Source organism: Enterobacter sp. SGAir0187 (genome assembly GCF_002952735.2).
In the GTDB taxonomy this organism is placed as follows: Bacteria; Pseudomonadota; Gammaproteobacteria; order Enterobacterales; family Enterobacteriaceae; genus Enterobacter; species Enterobacter quasiroggenkampii.
In genome coordinates this window covers 1,666,371-1,684,968 of record NZ_CP025034.2, presented here as the reverse complement: position 1 = coordinate 1,684,968, position 18,598 = coordinate 1,666,371, and the positions used below count along the sequence as shown (strand labels likewise).

Sequence of the window (18,598 nt, the reverse complement as noted above, 5' to 3'; positions counted from 1 at the left end):
GGGGTGAGGGCATCAAGCCGCACATCTTATAGCTTCGCAAACACCTTACGCGCCGCGTCGATGGTGTTATTGATATCTTCTTCGCTGTGCGCCACGGACATAAAGCCCGCTTCGAACGCGGACGGCGCCAGATACACGCCTTCTTCCAGCATCAGGTGGAAGAAGCGCTTGAAGCGCTCAACGTCGCACTTCACTACGTCCTGATAGCAGGTCACGGTTTTCGCATCGGTGAAGAAGATCCCGAACATGCCGCCCACATGGTTAACCACCAGCGGAATACCGGCTTCCTCTGCCGCTTCAAGCAGCCCGCTTGCCAGCTGTGTCGTCAGGTCGGTCAGGGTTTCGTGGATGCCTGGCTGAGCCACTTCGGTCAGGCAGGCAAAGCCCGCCGCCATGGCGATAGGGTTACCGGAGAGCGTGCCCGCCTGGTAAACCGGGCCGGTGGGTGCCAGCGCTTCCATCACGTCCTTACGTCCACCGAACGCGCCGACCGGCATGCCGCCGCCGATGATTTTACCCAGGCAGGTCAGGTCCGGCTCGACGCCGTAATAAGACTGGGCACCCGCCAGCGCTACGCGGAAGCCGGTCATCACTTCATCGATGATCAGCAGCGCGCCGAACTCGTCGCACAGGGCGCGCAGGCCCGGCAGGAAGTCAGGCTGCGGTGGGATGCAGTTCATGTTGCCCGCAACCGGCTCAACGATGATGCAGGCGATCTCCTGCGGATACTGCTCGAACGCCGCGCGAACGGTGTCCAGATCGTTGTAGGTGCAGGTCAGGGTATGCTTCGCGAAATCTGCCGGTACGCCAGGTGAGTTTGGCTGGCCGAGCGTCAGCGCGCCGGAACCGGCTTTCACCAGCAGGCAGTCCGCATGGCCGTGGTAGCAGCCTTCAAACTTGATGATTTTATCGCGACCGGTAAAACCACGCGCCAGGCGGATGGCGCTCATGGTGGCTTCGGTACCGGAGTTCACCATGCGCACCATGTCCATGGTAGGCACCAGTTCGGTCACCAGCTCCGCCATTTTCACTTCCATTTCGGTTGGCGCGCCGAAGCTCAGGCCGCGCTGAGCGGCTTCAATCACCGCGTTACGAATGGCCGGGTGGTTGTGCCCCAGCACCATCGGGCCCCAGGAGCCGACATAATCGATATAGGCTTTGCCATCGACATCATACAGATACGCGCCGTCAGCACGTTCGATAAACAGCGGCGTGCCGCCCACGCCGGTAAAGGCGCGCACAGGTGAGTTCACGCCACCCGGAATAAGCTCGCGGGCTGCACTGTAGAGGTTTTCAGACTTGCTCATGGCGTCGTTCCTGGTTCGTATAAAATGATTAAGCCCACTATTCTAAGTGATTCGGGGAAGGTTATGAAATTTTTAGCCGGGTAATGCTTTAAGATTTGTTAAGTAATTTTCAGGAGACGGTGGGGCTGTCTCTGGTAAAATCCTCGCGGCTTTTTGTATGACGAATAAGTACAGGACATGAAATCAGATTCTCCGTCTTTTGAAGAACAACAGTTTACGCGCGCCCAGCATCGAATCAGTATTCGACGGCTGCTCAATCGTGATAAAACGCCGCTGGCGATCCTGCTGGCCGCTGCCGTGGTGGGAACACTCGCCGGTCTGGTGGGCGTGGCGTTTGAAAAAGCGGTTAATGCCGTGCTCAACTGGCGAGTGGGCACCGTGGCCGGTTTCGCCGACAGTCGATGGCTGGTCTGGGTTGCGGCGTTCGGGCTGTCGGCGCTGTTTGCCATGGTAGGGTATTTTCTGGTGCGTAAATTTGCGCCCGAGGCGGGCGGGTCCGGCATCCCTGAAATTGAAGGGGCGCTGGAGGAGTTGCGTCCTGTGCGCTGGTGGCGGGTGATTCCGGTTAAATTTATCGGCGGCATGGGGACACTGGGCGCGGGGATGGTGCTCGGCAGGGAAGGGCCGACGGTACAGCTGGGCGGGAACGTCGGCCGCATGGTGGGCGATCTGTTTCGCATGCGCAGCGCCGAAGCGCGCCATACGCTGTTGGCCACCGGTGCGGCGGCGGGGTTATCGGCAGCCTTTAACGCGCCGCTGGCGGGCATTTTGTTTATCATCGAAGAGATGCGCGCGCAGTTTCGCTACAACCTGATTTCCATTAAAGCGGTGTTTACCGGCGTCATCATGTCGAGCATTGTCTTTCGCCTCTTTAATGGCGAAGGGGCGGTGATTGAAGTCGGTAAACTGACGAATGCGCCGGTCAACACCCTCTGGCTTTACCTGATCCTCGGCATGATTTTTGGCGTGGTGGGGCCACTGTTTAATACCTTTATCCTACGCGCTCAGGATATGTTCCAGCGCATCCACGGTGGGAATACGACCAAATGGGTGCTGATGGGCGGCCTGCTGGGCGGGATCTGTGGCGTGCTCGGGTTTATCGAGCCGAATGCCGCAGGCGGCGGGTTCGGGCTGATCCCCATTGCGGCGGCGGGGAACTTTAGCGTGGGTCTGCTGCTGTTTATGTTTATCTCCCGCGTCATCACGACGGTGCTCTGTTTTTCCTCCGGTGCGCCTGGTGGGATATTTGCCCCGATGCTGGCGCTGGGAACCTTGCTGGGTACCGCGTTTGGTATGGCGGCTGAAGCGGGCTTTCCCGCCTATCACCTTGACGCCGGGACCTTTGCGGTGGCCGGAATGGGGGCGCTGCTGGCCGCCTCCCTGCGTGCGCCCTTGACCGGGATCGTGCTGGTGCTGGAGATGACGGATAATTACCAGCTCATTTTGCCAATGATCATTACCTGTCTCGGGGCGACACTATTAGCCCAGTTCCTGGGGGGTAAACCGCTATACTCCACCATCCTCGCGCGTACTCTGGCAAAACAAGAGGCGGAGCGGGCCGCTGCGCAGAATACTTGAATGAATTACCAGGGTATTAGATAATGACGAAAAGAATTGGGCGAATTTTACCCAATAGCAGTATTCATGGGAGCATAAGATGAGTGATGACGTAGCTGTGCCGCTGGAGTTTACCGAAGCAGCAGCCAACAAAGTGAAAACCCTGATTGCCGACGAAGACAATCCGGATCTGAAACTGCGTGTCTATATTACCGGCGGCGGCTGCAGCGGCTTCCAGTACGGTTTTACCTTTGACGATCAGGTTAACGATGGCGATATGACCATCGAGAAACAGGGCGTTGCGCTGGTGGTTGACCCGATGAGCCTGCAATATCTGGTGGGTGGTTCGGTGGATTACACCGAGGGTCTGGAAGGTTCGCGCTTTGTGGTCACCAACCCGAACGCAACAAGCACCTGCGGGTGTGGTTCTTCGTTCAGCATTTAAGCCTGAATGCGTATTGTAGGCCCGGTAAGCGAAGCGCCACCGGGCTTATAAACGACGCCTATCTTGAATTTTCATCCAGCGCAAACGTCGGCAGCTTCAGGTGCCAGCGTATCGCCGCTAAACGTATCACCAGCGTCACGACCATCCCCAGCATCGCGGCGTTTTCCAGCGGAAGTGCAAACGTGTAGTACGCGGTCGCATGGACAATGCCCCCCGCGATACAGGCCGTCGCGTAAATTTCAGTACGCAGGATCATCGGTACCTCACGCGCCAGAATATCGCGAATGATCCCGCCGCCTACGCCGGTTAATACGCCCATGCAGATCGCCACCATCGGACCGGTGCCCGCATTAAACGCCTTATTGACGCCAATGCCGACAAACACGGCCAGACCGACGGCATCCAGTACCGGCAATATCCATTTTGGTAATCGGCGGGGCTGGCGAACCAGCACTATGGTTAACAGGCAGGTGACCATCGCGACCACCAGATCGGTCGGATCTTTCACCCAAAACACCGGTCCATTGGCCAGCGCCATATCGCGGATTGTCCCGCCGCCCACGGCGGTCACGACGCCCAGCACCAGCACGCCAAACGGATCCATGCGTAGTTTTCCGGCGAGCAGGACGCCGGAGATAGCAAAAACGGCTGTGCCAAGAATATCCAGCCAATAAACGAGCATCGTTAAATCCTCGAAAAGGGTCTTATGTTAGTGACTCTCTGCCAGCGCGGCACAGAGCTGTTTTGCGGCGAGGATAATACGCGGGCTGGCGCGTTCAAACCAGTCGCTGTTGAGGGGTATTACCGGTATTTTTAGCTGCTTTTGCCAGAATTGCTCAATTTTGGGAATTTCACTCGCATTTCCGACCACGACGATGGCCTGTGGCTGGCGCGCCAGAACCTGCTCACGGCTTACCTGAGGCCACGGCACCCGGCTGGCAGCAAAGATGTTTTCCCCGCCACACACTTCCAGTACCTGGTTCTGAATCGACCCTTTACCGGTGGTGAACAGCGGCTGGCTGCCAAACTGCAGGAAGATGCGCTTTTTAACTGGGGTATCGTACCGGGATTTCAGCGCGGCATAGTCGCTCAGCATCTGTTTCGCCGCAGCCTCGGCTTTTTGGGGGGTAGGGCTATAGGGTGCCAGGGCGCGTAGCGCCTGTGCGACCTGTTCAATGCTGACGGCATCAATCCACATGACCTTGATGCCAAGGGAAGTGAGCTGGTTAACCTGGCGCTCGGCGTTGCCGCCACGCCAGGCCAGCACGAGATCCGGTTTCAGCGCCACGATGCGCTCAAGGTTCATCCCTTGCCAGGTGGCCACTTGCTCAATCCCCGCGGCATGCGGCGGATAATCGGAAAAGCTGCTCACGCCGACGGGCGTGATGCCGGCGGCAAACGCCAGCTCCGTATTGGCGGGAGAGAGCGTAATCACGCGCGGTACGGCATAGAGCCACAGCGGAGCGAGCAGAAGCAGGGCGGCAAGCGCCCTGAGGGGATGTTTAGCCACGTGCCAGATTCTGCACCAGGCGTTCCACCATCACGGTGGACTGTTTTGCCGCAACGGTCAGGAACTCGTCGAAGCTGATGTGGGACTGCTGGTCAGCCACGTCAGAGATGGCGCGAACCACCACGAACGGTACGTTGAAGTTATGGCAAACGTGCGCAATCGCAGTCGCTTCCATCTCAACGGCCACCGCCTGAGGGAAATTATGACGGATTTTCGCCAGACCCACGGAACCATTGATGAACGCATCACCGCTGACAATCAGACCGCGTACCGCGTTGAGGTTGAGCTCCGCAATGCAGGTCTCTGCCGCCGCAATCAGTTTGTCGTCCGCTTTAAACCCTGCCGGGCAGCCCGGAAGCTGGCCGTACTCGTAACCGAACGCAGTGACGTCAGCATCGTGGTAACGCGCTTCGTCGGAAACAACGATGTCCCCCACCTTCAGCGTCGGCGCCAGGCCGCCCGCAGAGCCGGTATTCACGATCACGTCCGGCTTGCAGCGCTCAAGCAGCAGGGTGGCACCCAGCGCCGCAGCGACTTTACCGATGCCTGATTTCAGCAGAGCCACGTCAACACCGTTTAGCTGACCGGTATAGATCTCACAACCCCCCAGAGAGAGGGTCTGACGGTTCTCAATTTTGTCACGCAGGAGCGTAACTTCTTCTTCCATTGCACCAATAATGCCGATTTTCATAGATTTACTCGCGATGTGCCTTGTTAAGATGCATAGTCTATCATGCGGTTAAGGGGAAACGCATTCTCACGCGGGGGAGCACATGTCACCAATCGATTTTCGCACCAAAATTAACTGGCACCGACGTTTCCGTTCGCCGCAGGGCGACAAGAGCGAACATGAGATCCTGCGTATCTTCGAAAGCGATCGCGGGCGGATCATTAACTCGCCCGCCATCCGCCGTCTGCAGCAAAAAACCCAGGTCTTTCCGCTGGAGCGTAACGCCGCGGTGCGCACGCGCTTAACCCACTCTATGGAGGTGCAGCAGGTCGGGCGCTATATAGCTAAAGAGATTTTGAGCCGTCTCAAAGAGCAGCGCTTGCTGGAAACCTATGGTCTGGACGAGCTGACGGGGCCTTTTGAGAGTATCGTTGAGATGGCCTGCCTGATGCATGACATCGGCAACCCGCCTTTCGGTCATTTTGGTGAGGCGGCAATCAATGACTGGTTTAAACAACGGCTTTACCCTTCGGACGCGGTAAGCCAGCCGCTGAGCGACGACCGCTGCATCGTACGCGATTTACGCCTGCGTGAAGGCGAAGAGGGGCTGAACGATTTGCGCCGCAAGGTGCGCCAGGATCTCTGTCATTTTGAGGGCAACGCGCAGGGGATCCGGCTGGTCCACTCCCTGATGCGTATGAACCTGACCTGGGCACAGGTCGGCTGCATTCTGAAATATACGCGCCCCGCGTGGTGGATGGGGGAGACGCCCGCGTCCCACAGTTATTTAATGAAAAAACCGGGCTATTATCTTTCCGAAGAGGCCTATATTGAACGGCTACGTAAAGAACTTTCATTGACGCCAAACGGCCGCTTTCCATTGACCTGGATTATGGAAGCCGCCGATGATATTTCCTATTGCGTGGCCGATCTGGAAGACGCGGTTGAGAAAAGAATCTTCAGCGTCGAGGAGCTTTATCAGCATCTTTATACGGCCTGGGGCACCCATGAAAAAGGCTCGCTGTTTGCGCAGGTTGTCGAAAATGCCTGGGATAAATCGCGCTCAAATACATTAAGCCGCAGTACGGAAGACCAGTTCTTTATGTATTTGCGGGTCAATACATTAAATAAGCTGGTGCCGTACGCGGCGTCGCGCTTTATTGATAATTTGCCGCTGATTTTCAGCGGGGAATTCAACCATGCGCTACTGGAAGATGACAGCAGTTTCAGCCAGCTCCTCGAGCTTTATAAACATGTGGCGATGCGGCATGTCTTCAGCCATCCGGATGTCGAACAGTTAGAGCTGCAGGGCTACCGGGTGATCAGCGGGTTACTGGAAATTTATGCCCCGCTGCTCCAGCTGTCCGTCGACGAATTCAGCGAGCTGGTGGAACACGAGCGCGTGCGCCGCATCCCCATCGAATCCCGACTTTATCAGAAACTCTCTACCCGACACCGTCTGGCGTATGTCGAAGCGATTAGCAAGCTGGATCGCCATTCCCCCCAGTGGCCGGTGATGGAATATTATTATCGCTGCCGTCTTATCCAGGACTATATCAGCGGCATGACGGATTTGTATGCCTGGGATGAATACCGCAAGCTGATGGCGGTGGAATAACGCCGGAGTTTTGTAAAGACGGCCAATAAATTTTTACCTTTTCCATAAACTTATCGCCGGAACTAAGCGGTATAAAACGAATCTGAGTTACACAGCAATTTTGCGTTACCTGTAAATCGAGATTGAGAAACATGAAAAAAACCACATTAGCAATGAGTGCACTGGCTCTGAGTTTAGGTTTAGCGCTGTCTCCTCTGACTGCTACTGCAGCCGAGACCGCGTCGTCGGCAGCAACCGCGCAGCAGATGCCAAGCCTGGCACCGATGCTCGAAAAAGTGATGCCATCGGTGGTGAGTATTAACGTTGAGGGTAGCACGACCGTCAATACGCCGCGCATGCCGCGTAACTTCCAGCAGTTCTTCGGCGACAACTCGCCGTTCTGCCAGGACGGTTCGCCATTCCAGAGCTCTCCGTTCTGTCAGGGCGGTGGCGCAGGGGATGACGGCCAGGGCGGCGGCCAGCAGCAGAAATTCATGGCGCTTGGCTCGGGGGTAATCATTGATGCAGCGAAAGGCTACGTCGTCACCAACAACCACGTTGTCGATAACGCGAACAGCATTAAGGTTCAGCTGAGCGATGGCCGTAAGTTCGACGCCAAAGTGGTGGGTAAAGACCCGCGCTCCGATATCGCGCTGATCCAGATCCAGGATCCGAAAAACCTGACGGCGATTAAAATTGCCGACTCCGATGCGTTGCGCGTGGGCGACTATACCGTGGCGATCGGTAACCCGTTCGGTCTGGGTGAAACCGTGACCTCGGGTATCGTCTCTGCGCTGGGCCGTAGCGGTCTCAATGCCGAGAACTATGAGAACTTCATCCAGACGGATGCGGCGATCAACCGCGGTAACTCCGGCGGTGCGCTGGTCAACCTGAACGGCGAACTGATCGGTATTAACACCGCGATCCTTGCCCCGGACGGCGGCAATATCGGGATCGGTTTTGCTATCCCAAGTAACATGGTGAAAAACCTGACCGCGCAGATGGTGCAGTATGGCCAGGTGAAACGCGGTGAACTGGGTATCCTCGGTACGGAGCTGAACTCCGAACTGGCGAAGGCGATGAAGGTTGACGCCCAGCGCGGGGCATTCGTCAGCCAGGTGATGCCGAACTCCTCTGCCGCTAAAGCGGGCATTAAAGCGGGGGATGTGATCACCTCCCTGAACGGTAAACCGATCAGCAGCTTTGCCGCCCTGCGTGCGGAAGTCGGCTCTATGCCGATTGGCAGCAAAGTGACTCTTGGTCTGCTGCGCGACGGTAAAGCGGTTAACGTGAGCCTGGAGCTGCAGCAGAGCAGCCAGAATCAGGTGGACTCCAGCACCATCTTCAACGGGATTGAAGGTGCCGAGATGAGCAACAAAGGCGCAGACAAAGGCGTGGTGGTGAACAACGTGAAAGCGAATTCACCGGCAGCCCGTATCGGCCTCAAGAAAGGCGATGTGATCATGGGCGCTAACCAGCAGCCGGTGAAAAATATCGCTGAACTGCGTAAAATTCTCGACAGCAAGCCTTCCGTGCTGGCGCTGAATATCCAGCGTGGTGATACCTCTATTTACCTGCTGATGCAGTAATCCTCTGAAGCCCCTGTTCGCAGGGGCTTTCTCGTTTCTGTGACCCTTCCCACAAGTCCATACTTCTTCCTCTCTCTTTGTGCATTCGCACAATGCAGCCGTCGCTGAACATCCCTATGCTTGAGCTCTGCTCACAGGAGGGTTCTATGGCTGGCTGGCATCTTGATACCAAAATGGCGCAGGATATCGTGGCGCGCACCATGCGCATCATTGATACCAATATCAACGTAATGGATGCCCGCGGGCGCATTATTGGCAGCGGCGATCGCGAGCGTATTGGGGAATTGCACGAAGGCGCGCTGCTGGTGCTCTCTCAGGGGCGCGTGGTCGATATCGACGATGCGGTAGCGAAACACCTGCACGGCGTCCGTCAGGGCATCAATTTACCGCTGCGCCTTGAAGGCGAGATTGTGGGGGTCATCGGCCTCACCGGCGAGCCCGAGTCACTGCGAAAATACGGTGAGCTGGTCTGCATGACGGCGGAGATGATGCTCGAGCAGTCGCGCCTGATGCACCTGCTCGCTCAGGACAGCCGCCTGCGTGAGGAGCTGGTGATGAACCTTATTCAGGCGGAAGAGCATACGCCTGCACTCAGTGAATGGGCGCAGCGTCTGGGGATCGATCTGAATCAGCCGCGCGTGGTGGCGGTGATTGAAGTCGATAGCGGCCAGCTGGGTGTAGACAGCGCGATGGCCGAGCTGCAGCAGCTGCAAAATGCACTGGCGACGCCGGAGCGCGATAACCTGGTGGCGATCGTTTCTCTGACGGAGATGGTGGTGCTCAAACCGGCGCTCAATGCGTTTGGCCGCTGGGATGCGGACGATCATCGCCGTCGCGTGGAGCTGCTGATCGCCCGAATGAAGGAGAATGGTCAGCTGCGTTTTCGTGTTGCGTTGGGCAACTACTTTACCGGGCCGGGCAGTATCGCCCGCTCCTGGCGTACCGCACGCACCACCATGATGGTGGGCAAGCAGCGTATGCCGGAGAGCCGTAGCTATTTCTATCAGGACCTGATGCTGCCGGTGCTGCTCGACAGCCTGCGCGGTGGATGGCAGGCCAATGAGCTGGCTCGGCCATTGGCGCGCCTGAAAGCCATGGACAATAACGGCCTGCTGCGCCGGACCCTGCAGGCGTGGTTCCGTCATAACGTGCAGCCGCTGGCGACGTCAAAAGCGCTGTTTATCCACCGCAATACCCTGGAGTATCGGTTAAACCGAATTTCAGAGCTGACGGGGCTGGATCTGGGGAATTTCGACGACAGGCTGCTGTTGTATGTGGCGCTGCAGTTGGATGAACAGAGATGACTGAGTGCGGTCTGGTGCCCTCACCCCATCCCTCTCCCACGGGGAGAGGGCGCAAACACTAAAAACGGCAATCAAGGATTGCCGTTTTGCTTTTATTTCCGGGTTAACTTCTCAAGATCCGCTTCAATCTCGCTGATCTTATTGGTAACAACGCTTTCAAGGTGACGCAGGTCGTCAAGGATCTTACGCTTGAGATCGACTTCGGTGCGGTCGCGCTGGCAGATCTGATCGAGTTCATCGATCACATAGCGCAGGTTAGGGCTGATTTCCTGTACTTCTTTGTATCCCTGTCCTACACCGTCAGCAACAACGGTCTTACGCTGGCGTGGGTATTTAAACTTCACGCTTTTGGCGAAAAACTCTCCTTTGTCCTTGTGAAAATAGATTTTCAAAATATCGTTGTTGGCTTCCTGGCGGAGGCTGTAACGATCAATTTCATCAGGATTGGTAATGCCCAGACTTTTCAGATTATCGTACATAGCGGTACCCTTGATCTCAACATAACCTTTGAATAATTAACGAAAAAATCTATTTTCGCCACCCTCAGATACAAAAAAAGCGGGGTTGCCCCCGCTTTTTGTTATACCCGATTAATCGATGGTGCGCAGCAATTCGTTGATGCCCACTTTACCGCGCGTTTTCGCATCCACTTTCTTCACGATAACCGCACAGTACAGGCTGTATTTGCCATCTTTTGACGGCAGGTTGCCGGACACCACGACGGAGCCCGCCGGAACACGGCCGTAATGCACTTCGCCGGTTTCACGATCGTAAATACGGGTGCTCTGGCCGATGTAAACGCCCATGGAGATCACGGAGCCTTCTTCAACGATCACGCCTTCAACCACTTCAGAGCGCGCGCCGATGAAGCAGTTGTCTTCGATGATGGTCGGGTTAGCCTGCAGTGGCTCCAGAACACCACCGATGCCCACGCCGCCGGACAGGTGAACGTTTTTACCGATCTGCGCGCAGGAACCGACAGTTGCCCAGGTGTCGACCATGGTGCCTTCGTCAACGTAGGCCCCGATGTTCACGTAGGATGGCATCAGCACGGTGTTGCGTGCGATGAAGGCACCCTGACGCACCGCCGCAGGCGGCACCACGCGGAAACCTTCTTTCTGGAAACGCGCTTCGTCGTAGTCAGCGAACTTCATTGGCACTTTATCGAAGTAGCGGCTTTCTGCTCCGTCGATAACCTGGTTATCGTTGATGCGGAAAGAGAGCAGCACGGCTTTCTTCAGCCATTGATGAGTGACCCACTGACCGTCGATTTTTTCTGCCACGCGCAGCGCGCCGGAATCCAGCAGGGAAATCACCTGGTTTACCGCTTCACGGGTCACGGTATCCACATTTGCCGGGGTAATCTCGGCGCGACGCTCAAAAGCGGACTCAATAACGTTCTGTAACTGCTGCATTGTTTACTCTTTCCATTTCACTAAAAAACATATCACCCTTTATCGTTTGGATTGAGGGCTGCTGTCAACCGTTGTTGCACTTCAAGCTGCAGGTCATTATTAAGGGCACGCCGGTCGGCGGTGGCGATTATAAATAAATCTTCTACTCGCTCGCCAATGGTTGTAATTCGGGCTCCATGAAGCGAAATTCCCAGATCGGCAAAAACCTGGCCGACGCGGGCGAGCAGCCCCGGCTGGTCGAGCGCGATCAGCTCAAGGAACGATTTACGATCGGTGTGGGTTGGCAGGAAATTGACCTCGGTATCCACGGTGAAGTGGCGCAATTTCGCCGGCTGGCGACGCGGCTGCGGCGGTTGCCAGCTGCGCTGGGTGATCGCCTGCTCCAGACCAAAACGTATCCCTTCATGCCTGTCCGACGACAGCGGGCTGCCGTCCGGCTCCAGCACGATAAAGGTGTCCATTGCCATGCCGTCGCGGGTGGTGAAAATCTGCGCGTCGTGCACGCTCAGGTTACGCCTGTCCAGCTCGGCGCAGACCGCAGCAAACAGATAAGGGCGGTCCGGGCTCCAGATGAAAATCTCCGTCCCGCCGCGGGTGGCCTGCGGGCTCAGCAGGATCATCGGCTGGGACAGATCGTGCTTGAGCAGATGCCGCGCGTGCCACGCAAGCTGGTTTGGGCTGTGGCGGACAAAATAGTTGGCGCGGCAGCGGGCCCAAATCTGATGTAGCGCCTCTTCATCAATGTTATCCATCCGCAGCAGCGCCAGCGCCTGAAGCTGGTGGTGACGCACGCGCTCGCGCATGTCTGGCGTGTTCTGCATCCCGCGACGCAGCTGTTTTTCGGTAGCGAAGTACAACTCGCGCAGCAGGCTCTGCTTCCAGCTGTTCCACAGGGTTTCGTTGGTGGCGCAAATATCCGCCACGGTCAGGCAGACCAGATAGCGCAGACGGTTTTCCGTCTGAACCTCTTCCGCGAACTGCTTAATGACTTCCGGGTCCTGTATGTCCCGACGCTGCGCGGTGACCGACATCAGCAGGTGATGGCGCACCAGCCAGGCCACCAGCTGCGTTTCACGTGAGTTCAGGCCGTGCAGCTCGGCAAATTTCAGCACGTCCTGCGCGCCGAGCACCGAGTGGTCGCCGCCGCGGCCTTTGGCGATGTCGTGGAACAGGGCAGCAATCAGGATCAGTTCCGGATGGGTCAGGCGCGGCCACAGCTCGACGCACAGCGGATGGCGGGAGCGCGTCTCTTCTTTTGCAAAGCTTTCCAGCTTGAGCATCACGCGGATCGTGTGTTCATCCACCGTGTAGGCGTGGAACAGGTCGAACTGCATTTGGCCGACAATGTGCGACCACTGCGGCATATAGGCCCACAGCACGCTGTGGCGGTGCATCGGCAGCAGCCCACGGCTTACGGCACCCGGGTGGCGGAGCATGCTCAGGAACAGCGAACGGGCTTCCGGGATATAGCACAGCGGCTCAGTCAAATGGCGGCGCGCGTGGCGCAGATGGCGCAGGGTGGTGGAGTAGATCCCGGTGATGGTGCTGTTGCGCACCATGGTATAGAACATTCGCAGAATCGCTTCCGGCTCGCGGATAAACAGCGTTTCGTCGCGGAGATCGATAAGCGTGCCGCGCAGCTGGAATTCGTCATCAATCGGGCGCGGCTTTTCGTCGGCCGTCAGGGCCAGAATGGCCTCGTCGAACAGCTGCAACAGCATCTGGTTCAGCTCGGTCACCCGGCGTGTGACGCGGAAGAAATCCTTCATCATGTGCTCAACCGGCTCGTTACCCTCGCCCTGGTAATTCAGGCGCTGCGCCACGCTGAGCTGGCGGTCAAACAGCAGACGGTTATCGTAGCGCGAAACTTCCAGATGCAGGGCAAAGCGGATGCGCCAGAGCAGGTGCAGACACTCGTTAAGCTCGTTACGCTCCGCCTCGGTTAAAAAGCCGAAGCCAACCATTTCGTCCAGCGAGGTGGCGCCAAAATGGCGACGGGCGACCCACTGTAAAGTGTGGATGTCGCGCAGGCCGCCGGGGCTGCTTTTAATGTCAGGCTCAAGGTTATAGCTGGTGCCGTGGTAGCGCTGGTGGCGCTGGTTTTGCTCCTCGACCTTCGCGGCGAAGAACTTTTCTGACGGCCAGAAGCCGTCGCTGAAGATGTGTTTTTGCAGCTCCAGGAACAGCGCGACGTCGCCGATAAGCAGGCGGGTTTCAATCAGGTTGGTGGCGACGGTCAGGTCCGACAGCCCCTCCAGCAGACACTCTTCCAGGGTACGCACGCTGTGGCCGACTTCCAGCTTCACGTCCCAGAGCAGGGTCAGAAGCTCGCCGATTTTTTGCGCCTGTTCGTCCGGCAGCTTTTTGCGGCTTAGGATCAGGAGATCGATATCGGAAAGCGGATGCAGCTCACCGCGGCCATAGCCCCCGACGGCAACCAGCGCGACGTCGCTAACCTGACCGAAACCGTAGTCGATCCACAGACGCTGCAGGAGCTGGTCGATAAACTCGGTGCGCGCCTCAATGAGCTGCTCGGCAGATACGCCTGCGTCGAACGCGCTACCCAGCCAGCGATGGAAAACATCCATATGGGCTTTAATATGCGCGCAAGTCAGCTCGTGCGGCGGCCAGACGCCCGGGTTATCGGGCTGGTCGGGGAGGGTGGGAAGGGCTGTGTTAGCATACTGTTCGGGTAAAAGATTACTCATCGTGCGCCACCCATAAGAAAAAGCTATCGCCATTAAAAAAGCCGGCATTTGCCGGCTTTTTTATCATTCGTCGTGCGTCAGTATCGCCGGGATGGTGTCATCCTTGCGCAACGTCATAATTTCGCAGCCGTTGTCTGTTACCACAATAGTATGCTCGTACTGCGCAGACAAGCTTCTGTCTTTGGTTTTCACTGTCCAGCCGTCTTTCATGGTACGGATGCGGTAATCACCCGCGTTGACCATTGGCTCAATGGTAAAGGTCATGCCTTTTTGCAGCACCACGCCGCCGTCATCGGCATCATAGTGCAGAACCTGCGGCTCTTCGTGGAAGACGCGGCCAATGCCGTGACCGCAGTACTCGCGTACCACGGAGAACCCTTCTGCTTCGACAAATTTCTGGATTGCCGCGCCGATGGTGCGCAGGCGAATACCCGGTTTCACCATTTTCAGCGCCAGGTAGAGGCTTTCCTGGGTAACTTTGCACAGACGCTCGCCAAGAATGGTCGGCTTGCCAACGATGAACATTTTTGAGGTGTCACCGTGGTACTCGTCTTTAATGACGGTCACGTCGATGTTAACGATGTCGCCGTCTTTCAGCAGTTTTTCATCGTCCGGAATACCGTGACACACCACTTCATTAATAGAGATGCAGACGGATTTCGGGAAACCGTGGTAGCCGAGGCAGGCGGAAACCGCGTGCTGCTCGTTCACGATATAGTCGTTACAGATGCGGTCCAGTTCACCGGTGCTGACGCCCGGCTTCACGAACGGCTCGATCATTTCCAGCACTTCCGCGGCCAGACGACCGGCGATGCGCATCTTTTCAATTTCTTCAGGTGTCTTAATAGAGATAGCCATGTAATCTGTCCATCGGTGTCGATTTTTTTCGACAATACTAGTCTAAGTGTCGTCAATGGTATCAGTCTGGCACGCTTCGTGCCAAATTGAGAATCATTAACAGCACACTCCGCCAACAACTGTTGGTTTCTGGTCGTGTTTTGTGGTATAAAGCGCGCCGGACTTCCGATCCATCTCAGATACACAGGCTGGACGGGAGCGACAAATCTCACTTTGTGTAACAACACACACGTATCGGCACATATTCCGGGGTGCCCTTCGGGGTCGGTAATATGGGATACGTGGAGGCATAACCCCAACTTTCAATATAGAGGTTTTAAACATGGCAACTGTTTCCATGCGCGACATGCTCAAGGCTGGTGTTCACTTCGGTCACCAGACCCGTTACTGGAACCCGAAAATGAAGCCTTTCATCTTCGGCGCACGTAACAAAGTTCACATCATCAACCTTGAGAAGACTGTACCAATGTTCAACGAAGCCCTGGCTGAGCTGAACAAGATCGCTTCCCGTAAAGGTAAGATTCTGTTCGTTGGTACTAAGCGCGCTGCAAGCGAAGCTGTGAAAGATGCTGCTAACAGCTGCGATCAGTTCTTCGTGAACCATCGCTGGTTGGGCGGCATGCTGACCAACTGGAAAACCGTTCGTCAGTCCATCAAGCGCCTGAAAGATCTGGAAACCCAGTCTCAGGACGGTACTTTCGATAAGCTGACTAAGAAAGAAGCGCTGATGCGCACTCGTGAACTGGACAAGCTGGAAAACAGCCTGGGCGGTATCAAAGATATGGGCGGCCTGCCAGACGCGCTGTTCGTAATCGATGCAGACCACGAGCACATCGCAATCAAAGAAGCTAACAACCTGGGTATCCCGGTATTCGCTATCGTTGATACCAACTCCGATCCGGACGGTGTTGACTTCGTTATCCCGGGTAACGACGACGCAATCCGTGCTGTTAGCCTGTACCTGAGCGCTGTAGCTGCTACCGTTCGTGAAGGCCGTTCCCAGGATCTGGCTTCTCAGGCGGAAGAAAGCTTCGTAGAAGCTGAATAATAAGGTTTTACCCCTTATTAGTACCGTGTATGAATAGGGGCCCATTACCGGCCCCTTTTTTCAATTTACACTGTTTGGCCCCCGGCCGGGCAGTTCACATCTCCCGAGGATTTAAGAATGGCTGAAATTACCGCATCCCTGGTAAAAGAGCTGCGCGAGCGTACTGGCGCAGGCATGATGGATTGCAAAAAAGCGCTGACTGAAGCGAACGGCGACATCGAGCTGGCAATCGAAAACATGCGTAAATCCGGTGCGATCAAAGCAGCTAAAAAAGCAGGCAACGTTGCTGCTGACGGCGTGATCATCACTAAAATCGACGGCACCTACGGCATCATTCTGGAAGTTAACTGCCAGACTGACTTCGTTGCTAAAGATGGTGGTTTCCAGGCATTTGCTAACAAAGTTCTGGACGCAGCGGTTGCTGGCAAAATCACTGACGTTGAAGTTCTGAAAGCACAGTTCGAAGAAGAACGTGTTGCGCTGGTTGCTAAAATCGGTGAGAACATCAACATCCGTCGTGTTGCTTCTCTGGAAGGCGACGTTCTGGGCTCTTACCAGCACGGTGCACGTATCGGTGTTCTGGTTGCGGCTAAAGGCGCTGACGAAGAGCTGGTTAAACAGCTGGCAATGCACATCGCTGCAAGCAAGCCAGAATTCGTTAAGCCAGAAGACGTGTCTGCTGAAGTGGTAGAGAAAGAGTACCAGGTTCAGCTGGACATCGCGATGCAGTCTGGTAAACCAAAAGAAATCGCAGAGAAAATGGTTGAAGGCCGCATGAAGAAATTCACCGGCGAAGTTTCTCTGACTGGCCAGCCATTCGTTATGGATCCAAGCAAGTCTGTTGCTCAGCTGCTGAAAGAGCACAACGCTGACGTAACTGGCTTCATCCGCTTCGAAGTGGGCGAAGGCATCGAGAAAGTTGAGACTGACTTCGCAGCAGAAGTTGCTGCAATGTCCAAGCAGTCTTAATGATTGAAAAGGAGCCGCCTGAGGGCGGCTTCTTTTTGTCACCCGTCACAGGAAATCAGACAGGCTCCAGTATCGCTGTACTGATTTGCGGCATATCATGTCGCCAGAATAAACCCCATCTTAATCGTTGACAGTCTCAGGAAAGAAACATGGCTACCAATGCAAAACCCGTGTACAAACGCATTCTGCTTAAGCTGAGTGGCGAAGCGCTGCAGGGATCGGAAGGCTTCGGTATTGACGCAAGCATCCTTGATCGCATGGCACAGGAAATCAAAGAACTGGTCGAACTGGGCATCCAGGTTGGCGTGGTCATTGGCGGTGGCAACCTTTTCCGTGGTGCTGGTCTGGCGAAAGCGGGGATGAACCGCGTTGTGGGCGACCACATGGGTATGCTGGCAACCGTGATGAATGGCCTGGCAATGCGTGATGCGCTCCATCGCGCCTATGTGAATGCCCGCCTGATGTCCGCGATCCCCCTGAATGGCGTATGCGATAATTACAGCTGGGCAGAAGCCATCAGCCTGCTGCGCAATAACCGCGTGGTGATCCTCTCCGCCGGTACGGGTAACCCGTTCTTTACAACCGATTCCGCTGCCTGCCTGCGCGGTATCGAGATCGAAGCCGATGTGGTACTGAAAGCGACCAAAGTCGATGGCGTGTTTACTGCCGACCCGGCAAAAGATCCTTCTGCCACCATGTACGATCAGCTGAGCTACAGCGAAGTGCTGGATAAAGAGCTGAAAGTGATGGATCTTGCCGCCTTCACGCTGGCTCGCGACCACAAACTGCCGATCCGTGTCTTCAACATGAACAAGCCTGGCGCACTGCGTCGCGTGGTCATGGGCGAAAAAGAAGGCACTTTGATCACGGAATAATTTCCGTTGACGATAAATACAGGTAAGATTCCGCTTTATTTTGTAGTGGTATCTTACCCGGGCGCGCCTTTGGCGTTGTCATGAATTAAACGCGACTATACTTAGCACACCTGTAGCGCTGTGCTGGCGGATAGTCTGCCTGAGACAAGTTTTCAAGGATTCGTAACGTGATTAACGACATCAGAAAAGATGCTGAAGTACGCATGGAAAAATGCGTAGAAGCGTTCAAAACCCAAATCAGCAAAATCCGTACTGGCCGTGCTTCCCCAAGCCTGCTGGATGGCATCATCGTCGAGTACTACGGTACGCCAACCCCTCTGCGTCAGCTGGCGAGCGTGACGGTAGAAGATACCCGTACGCTGAAAATCAACGTATTCGATCGTTCTATGGGCCCGGCGGTTGAGAAAGCGATCATGGCGTCTGACCTCGGTTTGAACCCAAGCTCTGCGGGTGCTGACATCCGCGTTCCACTGCCACCGCTGACCGAAGAGCGTCGTAAAGACCTGATCAAAGTGGTGCGTGGCGAAGCTGAGCAGGGGCGTGTCTCCGTGCGTAACGTTCGCCGCGACGCGAACGATAAAGTCAAAGCGCTGCTGAAAGAAAAAGAGATCAGTGAAGATGACGATCGTCGTTCCCAGGACGACATTCAAAAAATGACTGACGCTGCCATCAAGAAAATTGATGCGGCGCTGGCAGATAAAGAAGCGGAACTGATGCAGTTCTGATTTCTGTCGTACACTGATAAA

General features: G+C 55.9%; 17 protein-coding genes. 9 read left to right on the top strand and 8 right to left on the bottom strand.

Annotated features, from left to right (window positions below; translation table 11 throughout):
- Nucleotides 1-26 precede the first annotated feature (26 nt).
- On the bottom strand, nt 27-1,307 hold the full coding sequence (hemL, locus tag CWR52_RS08155) for a glutamate-1-semialdehyde 2,1-aminomutase (protein WP_104949350.1): 1,281 nt from the start codon (nt 1,305-1,307) through the stop codon (nt 27-29).
- A 177-nt stretch (nt 1,308-1,484) separates the two neighbouring features.
- Here hemL and clcA point away from each other — a divergent pair, with 177 nt between their 5' ends.
- Nucleotides 1,485-2,885: a H(+)/Cl(-) exchange transporter ClcA gene (gene clcA / locus CWR52_RS08150; protein ID WP_021240492.1), complete on the top strand. Its 1,401-nt coding sequence runs from the start codon at nt 1,485-1,487 to the stop codon at nt 2,883-2,885.
- A 79-nt stretch (nt 2,886-2,964) separates the two neighbouring features.
- Complete coding sequence (erpA, locus tag CWR52_RS08145; protein WP_008501923.1) at nt 2,965-3,309, top strand: iron-sulfur cluster insertion protein ErpA; 345 nt, start codon at nt 2,965-2,967, stop codon at nt 3,307-3,309.
- Nucleotides 3,310-3,367: 58 nt separating this feature from the next.
- On the opposite strand, the gene CWR52_RS08140 is transcribed toward erpA, so the two are convergent.
- Genes CWR52_RS08140 through mtnN form a run of 3 tightly spaced genes read right to left on the bottom strand, consistent with a single transcriptional unit; the run spans nt 3,368 to nt 5,510 of the window.
- Nucleotides 3,368-3,991, bottom strand: a complete 624-nt coding sequence (locus CWR52_RS08140; protein WP_045907828.1) for a TRIC cation channel family protein — start codon at nt 3,989-3,991, stop codon at nt 3,368-3,370.
- Between the two features lie 27 nt (nt 3,992-4,018).
- Nucleotides 4,019-4,819 carry a vitamin B12 ABC transporter substrate-binding protein BtuF gene (gene btuF, locus CWR52_RS08135; protein ID WP_104949349.1) on the bottom strand — a complete coding sequence of 267 codons (801 nt, stop codon included), beginning with the start codon at nt 4,817-4,819 and terminating at the stop codon, nt 4,019-4,021.
- Nucleotides 4,812-5,510: a 5'-methylthioadenosine/S-adenosylhomocysteine nucleosidase gene (mtnN, locus tag CWR52_RS08130; protein WP_008501920.1), complete on the bottom strand. Its 699-nt coding sequence runs from the start codon at nt 5,508-5,510 to the stop codon at nt 4,812-4,814. Before mtnN ends, btuF begins: the two co-directional genes overlap by 8 nt.
- An 82-nt stretch (nt 5,511-5,592) precedes the next feature.
- On the opposite strand from mtnN, the gene dgt reads away from it, so the two are divergent.
- From dgt to cdaR, 3 genes are all read left to right on the top strand, one after another.
- On the top strand, nt 5,593-7,107 hold the full coding sequence (gene dgt, locus CWR52_RS08125; RefSeq protein WP_104949348.1) for a dGTPase: 1,515 nt from the start codon (nt 5,593-5,595) through the stop codon (nt 7,105-7,107).
- A 131-nt stretch (nt 7,108-7,238) separates the two neighbouring features.
- Nucleotides 7,239-8,675 carry a serine endoprotease DegP gene (gene degP / locus CWR52_RS08120; protein ID WP_104949347.1) on the top strand — a complete coding sequence of 479 codons (1,437 nt, stop codon included), beginning with the start codon at nt 7,239-7,241 and terminating at the stop codon, nt 8,673-8,675.
- Between the two features lie 146 nt (nt 8,676-8,821).
- The gene (gene cdaR / locus CWR52_RS08115; RefSeq protein WP_045907831.1) at nt 8,822-9,979 is read left to right on the top strand and encodes a DNA-binding transcriptional regulator CdaR; all 1,158 of its coding nucleotides are present in this window, start codon (nt 8,822-8,824) and stop codon (nt 9,977-9,979) included.
- A gap of 92 nt (nt 9,980-10,071) precedes the next feature.
- On the opposite strand, the gene CWR52_RS08110 is transcribed toward cdaR, so the two are convergent.
- The 4 genes from CWR52_RS08110 to map form a co-directional block, all read right to left on the bottom strand.
- The gene (locus CWR52_RS08110) at nt 10,072-10,458 is read right to left on the bottom strand and encodes a DUF3461 family protein (protein WP_014168696.1); all 387 of its coding nucleotides are present in this window, start codon (nt 10,456-10,458) and stop codon (nt 10,072-10,074) included.
- A gap of 111 nt (nt 10,459-10,569) precedes the next feature.
- Nucleotides 10,570-11,394, bottom strand: a complete 825-nt coding sequence (dapD, locus tag CWR52_RS08105; protein ID WP_008501915.1) for a 2,3,4,5-tetrahydropyridine-2,6-dicarboxylate N-succinyltransferase — start codon at nt 11,392-11,394, stop codon at nt 10,570-10,572.
- A 32-nt stretch (nt 11,395-11,426) separates the two neighbouring features.
- Entirely contained in the window at nt 11,427-14,102 is a 2,676-nt protein-coding gene (gene glnD, locus CWR52_RS08100; protein ID WP_104949346.1) for a bifunctional uridylyltransferase/uridylyl-removing protein GlnD, read from the bottom strand.
- A 63-nt stretch (nt 14,103-14,165) separates the two neighbouring features.
- Nucleotides 14,166-14,960, bottom strand: coding sequence for a type I methionyl aminopeptidase (gene map, locus CWR52_RS08095; protein WP_045907833.1), 795 nt, complete (start codon nt 14,958-14,960; stop codon nt 14,166-14,168).
- A 322-nt stretch (nt 14,961-15,282) separates the two neighbouring features.
- On the opposite strand from map, the gene rpsB reads away from it, so the two are divergent.
- The 4 genes from rpsB (at nt 15,283) to frr (ending at nt 18,577) form a co-directional block, all read left to right on the top strand.
- Nucleotides 15,283-16,008 (top strand): 30S ribosomal protein S2, encoded by a 726-nt coding sequence (rpsB, locus tag CWR52_RS08090; protein ID WP_013095653.1) that lies wholly within the window; start codon nt 15,283-15,285, stop codon nt 16,006-16,008.
- Nucleotides 16,009-16,125: 117 nt separating this feature from the next.
- Nucleotides 16,126-16,977 carry a translation elongation factor Ts gene (gene tsf / locus CWR52_RS08085; RefSeq protein WP_014830708.1) on the top strand — a complete coding sequence of 284 codons (852 nt, stop codon included), beginning with the start codon at nt 16,126-16,128 and terminating at the stop codon, nt 16,975-16,977.
- 149 nt (nt 16,978-17,126) lie between these two features.
- The gene (gene pyrH / locus CWR52_RS08080; RefSeq protein ID WP_008501910.1) at nt 17,127-17,852 is read left to right on the top strand and encodes a UMP kinase; all 726 of its coding nucleotides are present in this window, start codon (nt 17,127-17,129) and stop codon (nt 17,850-17,852) included.
- Nucleotides 17,853-18,019: 167 nt separating this feature from the next.
- Nucleotides 18,020-18,577, top strand: a complete 558-nt coding sequence (frr, locus tag CWR52_RS08075) for a ribosome recycling factor (RefSeq protein WP_008501909.1) — start codon at nt 18,020-18,022, stop codon at nt 18,575-18,577.
- Nucleotides 18,578-18,598: the final 21 nt, after the last annotated feature.